5 protein-coding genes are annotated in these 4,224 nt (G+C 71.6%); 2 read left to right on the top strand and 3 right to left on the bottom strand.

Annotation, left to right across the window (positions count from 1 at the left end):
• Window positions 1–614 (top strand): glycoside hydrolase family 75 protein (locus ACJA3G_RS31550; RefSeq protein WP_406556463.1); only part of this gene is annotated, 614 nt, incomplete at its 5' end.
• 59 nt (window positions 615–673) lie between these two features.
• Here ACJA3G_RS31550 and ACJA3G_RS31545 read toward each other — a convergent pair.
• From ACJA3G_RS31545 to ACJA3G_RS31535, 3 genes are all read right to left on the bottom strand, one after another.
• Window positions 674–1,327: a DUF4360 domain-containing protein gene (locus ACJA3G_RS31545; protein WP_406556462.1), complete on the bottom strand. Its 654-nt coding sequence runs from the start codon at window positions 1,325–1,327 to the stop codon at window positions 674–676.
• Window positions 1,328–1,625: 298 nt separating this feature from the next.
• Window positions 1,626–2,393 carry a type I methionyl aminopeptidase gene (gene map / locus ACJA3G_RS31540; protein WP_406556461.1) on the bottom strand — a complete coding sequence of 256 codons (768 nt, stop codon included), beginning with the start codon at window positions 2,391–2,393 and terminating at the stop codon, window positions 1,626–1,628.
• 72 nt (window positions 2,394–2,465) lie between these two features.
• On the bottom strand, window positions 2,466–3,635 hold the full coding sequence (locus tag ACJA3G_RS31535) for a thiolase family protein (RefSeq protein ID WP_406556460.1): 1,170 nt from the start codon (window positions 3,633–3,635) through the stop codon (window positions 2,466–2,468).
• A 136-nt stretch (window positions 3,636–3,771) separates the two neighbouring features.
• On the opposite strand from ACJA3G_RS31535, the gene ACJA3G_RS31530 reads away from it, so the two are divergent.
• Window positions 3,772–4,224 (top strand): winged helix-turn-helix transcriptional regulator (locus ACJA3G_RS31530; RefSeq protein WP_406556459.1); only part of this gene is annotated, 453 nt, incomplete at its 3' end.

Raw genomic sequence — 4,224 nt, 5'->3', positions numbered from 1 at the left:
CGGCCGGCGCCCCCACCCGCACCCAGGAGGGTTCGGTGAGCGCGGCCGACCTGCTCGCCAAGGTCACGTCCTGCTCGCAGATCTCCAGCGGCAAGTACCGGACCGACAGCGAGACCTCCGCGACGGTCCCGGTCTGCGGCAAGAACGGCGCGGTCTTCTGGAAGGCCGACCTCGACGTCGACTGCGACGGCCAGACCACCACCGCCTGCAACCACGGCACCGACCCGTGGTTCCAGGGCGACACCGCCTTCCGCCAGTCCAACGGCAAACCGCTGAACGCCGAGAAGCTGCCGTACGTCGTCGTGCCGAGTTCCAGCTCGATCTGGAACTACAGCTCGGCTGGGATAAAGGGCGGAGGGGTGGTCGCCGTCGTCTACCACGACAAGGTCGAGTACGCCGTGGTCGGCGACACCGGGCCCTCCAAGATCATCGGGGAGGCCTCCTACGCCACCGCCAAGGCGCTCGGGATAAACCCCGACCCGGCCACCGGCGGCGCCGAGTCCGGCGTGACGTACATCCTCTTCAAGAACTCCCAGACCAAGCCGATCGAGAGCCACAGCGCGGCGGTCTCGCTCGGTGACGAGCTGGCCAGGCGGTTCATCGCCGCCAACTGACGGGACGGGCCGTCCGCCTCGCGGCGGGCGGCCCGTGCGCGTACCGCTGCGGCGGCCCGCTACTTCGGCGGGCACGCCTTCCATGAGAAGTGGTACGTGGTGGTGATGCTCGCGTCGGTCGAGTCCATCGTGATGAAGCTGGTGGTGTTGACCGTGTCGGAGGTGCCGGCGCCGGCCCGCAGCTCGGTGTTGATGTTCAGATAGCGCTCCTCCCCGCAGGGCTTGTAGACGAGGGCGGCGACGTCGGTGGTGTCGTTGGTCTGCCAGTCGTCGGCGAACGGCCCCTTGAACGGGTGCGAGATATAGGCCGTCTGGGACATGCCCTGGAAGTAGTAGTTCGCCCGCTCCTGCGCGGTGGCGCCCTTCTCCAGATGGGCGAAGCCGCGGTAGTCGGCCGAGGCGACCGCGTAGGTGAAGCCCTGCGGGACGTGGACGTTCAGCGCGAGCTGGCAGTTCTTTCTGAGGTCGGTCGGCTGGGCGCCCTTGCCTACCTGGGCCAGGTAGGCGCTGTACGTGACGGTGAACGCGGTGTTGTCGGGGGAGACCGCGACGGCCGCGGTGCCCGCCGGGCAGCCCGAACCGTTGACGGTCACGAGGTCGATCACGATCTTGTCGGGAGGCGGGGTGCCCCAGCCGGGGGTGTGGCCGGACGTGCTGAGCGGGGCGGCCAGCAGGACGGCCGATGCGCCGCCGATGGCCAGTGCGTTGAACATGACGCTCTCCTTCGGTCATGTCGCCAGCCCGCGGTCTCCTGTGGGGGGTTGGCGGGTCCATGACAGCAGAACGTGACGTTCCGGGACAGGTACGGGACCGGCCACGGTGGGCCTCTGCCGGGGCGGGCCGCGTGGCCCGTTCCGGGCGTCGACTTCCGGCCGCGGGGACAGGGTGTCGCTCAGGGACCGGACCGGGCCGGGCTCGTCCGGGCGCGCGGTGCGCCGCGCCCCGGTCACGGGGCGCGGCGCACCGCGCGGGGTCGTCCAGCGGTCCGCGCCGAGTCGTCCAGCGGTCCCCTCAGAGGCGCGTGAGGACGCGCGGCCCGTTCTCCGTCACCGCCACCGTGTGCTCCGCGTGGGCCGCCCGGGTGCCGGTCACCGTCCGCAGGGTCCAGCCGTCGGACGCCGGATAGTAGTCGTCCGTGCCGTCCGCGATCAGCATCGGCTCGATCGCGAGCACCATGCCGTGCCGCAGCGTCATACCCCGGCGCGGGCGGCCCTCGTTGGGCACGCCCGGGTCCTCGTGCATTTCGCGGCCGATGCCGTGGCCGCCGAAGCCGTCCGGGATGCCGTAGCCGGCGCCCCGGCACACCGTGCCGATGGCGTGCGCGATGTCGCCTATCCGGTTGCCCACGACCGCGGCGGCGATGCCCGCCTCCAGCGCCTCGTACGCCGTGGCGACCAGCCGGACGTCCTCGGACCGCGCCCGGCCGACCGTGAAGCTGATCGCCGAGTCCCCTGCCCAGCCGTCCAGGACCGCGCCGAAGTCGACGCTGACCAGGTCGCCGTCGCGCAGCCGGTAGCCGGTCGGGATGCCGTGCACGATCGCGTCGTTCACGGACACGCAGGCGACCGCCGGGAAGGGCACCGGTGCGAACTCCGGGTGGTAGCCGAGGAAGGGCGAGGACGCGCCCTCCGCCCGCAGCACCTCGTGGGCCGCCGTGTCGATGTCCAGCAGGCTGACGCCCACGTCCGCCGCGTCCCGTGCCGCGGCGAGCGCCCGCGCGACCACCCGCCCGGCCTCGCGCATCGCGTCCATCTGTGGGTCCGTCTTGATCTTCACCATTCCAATTACTATACCGGTCGGGCGGCGTGCGTCACACCGGCCCCGGTACGGACGGACGCGGTTGAGCCGACGTCAGAGCGCCTCCAGCACCGTGGCGTTGGCGAGTCCTCCCGCCTCGCACATGGTCTGGAGGGCGTAGCGCGCCCCGCGCCGGCGCATCGCGTGCACCAGCGTGGTCATCAGCCGGGTGCCGCTGGCGCCCAGCGGATGGCCGAGGGCGATCGCGCCGCCGTGCACGTTGACCTTCGCGGGATCGGCGCCGGTCTCCTGCTGCCAGGCGAGCACCACACTGGCGAAGGCCTCGTTGACCTCGAAGAGGTCGATGTCGGCGAGGCCGAGGCCCGCCCTGCGCAGCACCTTCTCGGTGGCCGGGATGACACCGGTGAGCATCAGGACGGGGTCCGAGCCGGTCACCGCGAAGCTGTGCAGCCGGGCGAGCGGACGCAGCCCGAGCCGCGCGGCGGTTTCGCTGGAGGTGATCAGTACGGCCGAGGCGCCGTCGTTGGTGGGGCTGCTGTTGCCGGCCGTCACCGACCAGTCGATCTGCGGGAAGCGCTCGGCGAAGTGCGGGTCCACGAACGACGGCTTCAGCCCGGCGAGGATCTCCGGGGTCGTCGTGGGGCGTACGGACTCGTCCCGGGTCAGCCCGGCGATCGGCGCGGTCTCGGCGTCGAACAGCCCGCCGTCCCAGGCCGCGGTCGCCTTCTGGTGCGAGGTGGCGGCGAACTCGTCCATCCGCTGCCGCCCGATCGACCACTTCGCGGCGATCAGTTCGGCGCTGATGCCCTGCGGGACGAGGCCCTCGGGGAAGCGGGCGGCGATCCCCGGGCCGAACGGGTCCGTGCCCGCGGGCACGTTGGACCACATCGGCACCCGGCTCATCGACTCGACCCCGCAGGCCACGACCAGGTCGTAGGCCCCGGACAGCACGCCCTGGGCGGCGAAGTGGACGGCCTGCTGGGAGGAGCCGCACTGGCGGTCCACGGTCGTGGCGGGGACGCTGTCGGGGAACCCGGCGGAGAGCCAGGCGTACCGGGTGGTGTTCATGGCCTGCTCGCCGACCTGGTCGACGGTGCCGCCGATCACGTCGTCGACCAGCGCCGGGTCGACGCCGCTGCGCTCGACGAGGGTGCGCAGGGTGTGGGCGAGCAGTTCGACGGGGTGCGTCCCGGAGAGCGCCCCGCCAGGCTTCCCCTTTCCTATCGGGGTACGGACGGCTTCCACGATCACGGCGTCACGCATCGCGTGCTCCTCGGGTCTGCTCGGTTGATGCTCGGGTCCCACCCGCTACCCGCGAGTAGGTTGGGAAACTGGATTCACTGTAGCCCGGTGGGTTGGGAAATCCAATGCACTGCGGTTCCTGGCTTACCGTGGAGCCATGACGACCTCGCAGAAGAACTCCCGGCCCTGTTCGATCGCCGACGCGCTCGCGGTCGTGGGGGAGAAGTACGCGCTGCTCGTCCTGCGCGAGGTCTTCTTCGGTGTGCACCGCTTCGACGCGATCGCCCGCAATGTGGGTGCCCCGCGCGACATCCTCACGGCGCGGCTGCGCAGGCTCGTCGACGCGGGGGTCCTGGAGAAGGTGCTCTACAACGAGCGGCCCGCGCGGTACGAGTACCGGGCCACCGAGGCGGGGCAGGAGCTCCGGCCGGTGCTGCTGACGCTGATGCGCTGGGGCGACCGCCACCTCGCGGACGTGCCGCCCACGGTGTGGCAGCACACGTGCGGCGCGGATCTCGATCCGGTGATCGCGTGCCGGTCCTGTGGCGAGGAGGTGCGGCGGCGCGATGTGACCCCGCGGTTCCAGGTGGAGGGGTGGACGGCTGAGGGG

It is taken from the genome of Streptomyces sp. YS-3, from assembly GCF_045257485.1.
Taxonomy (GTDB): Bacteria; Actinomycetota; Actinomycetes; order Streptomycetales; family Streptomycetaceae; genus Streptomyces.
The sequence above is the reverse complement of the archived record's forward strand: the minus strand, read 5'-3'. Positions and strand labels throughout refer to the sequence as shown.

Excerpts from the sequence above, each read along its gene's own strand:
- ACJA3G_RS31545 (WP_406556462.1), bottom strand. The coding sequence starts at position 1,327 with ATGTTCAACGCACTGGCCATCGGCGGCGCATCGGCCGTCCTGCTGGCC.
- map (WP_406556461.1), bottom strand. The coding sequence starts at position 2,393 with ATGGTGAAGATCAAGACGGACCCACAGATGGACGCGATGCGCGAGGCC.
- ACJA3G_RS31535 (WP_406556460.1), bottom strand. The coding sequence starts at position 3,635 with ATGCGTGACGCCGTGATCGTGGAAGCCGTCCGTACCCCGATAGGAAAG.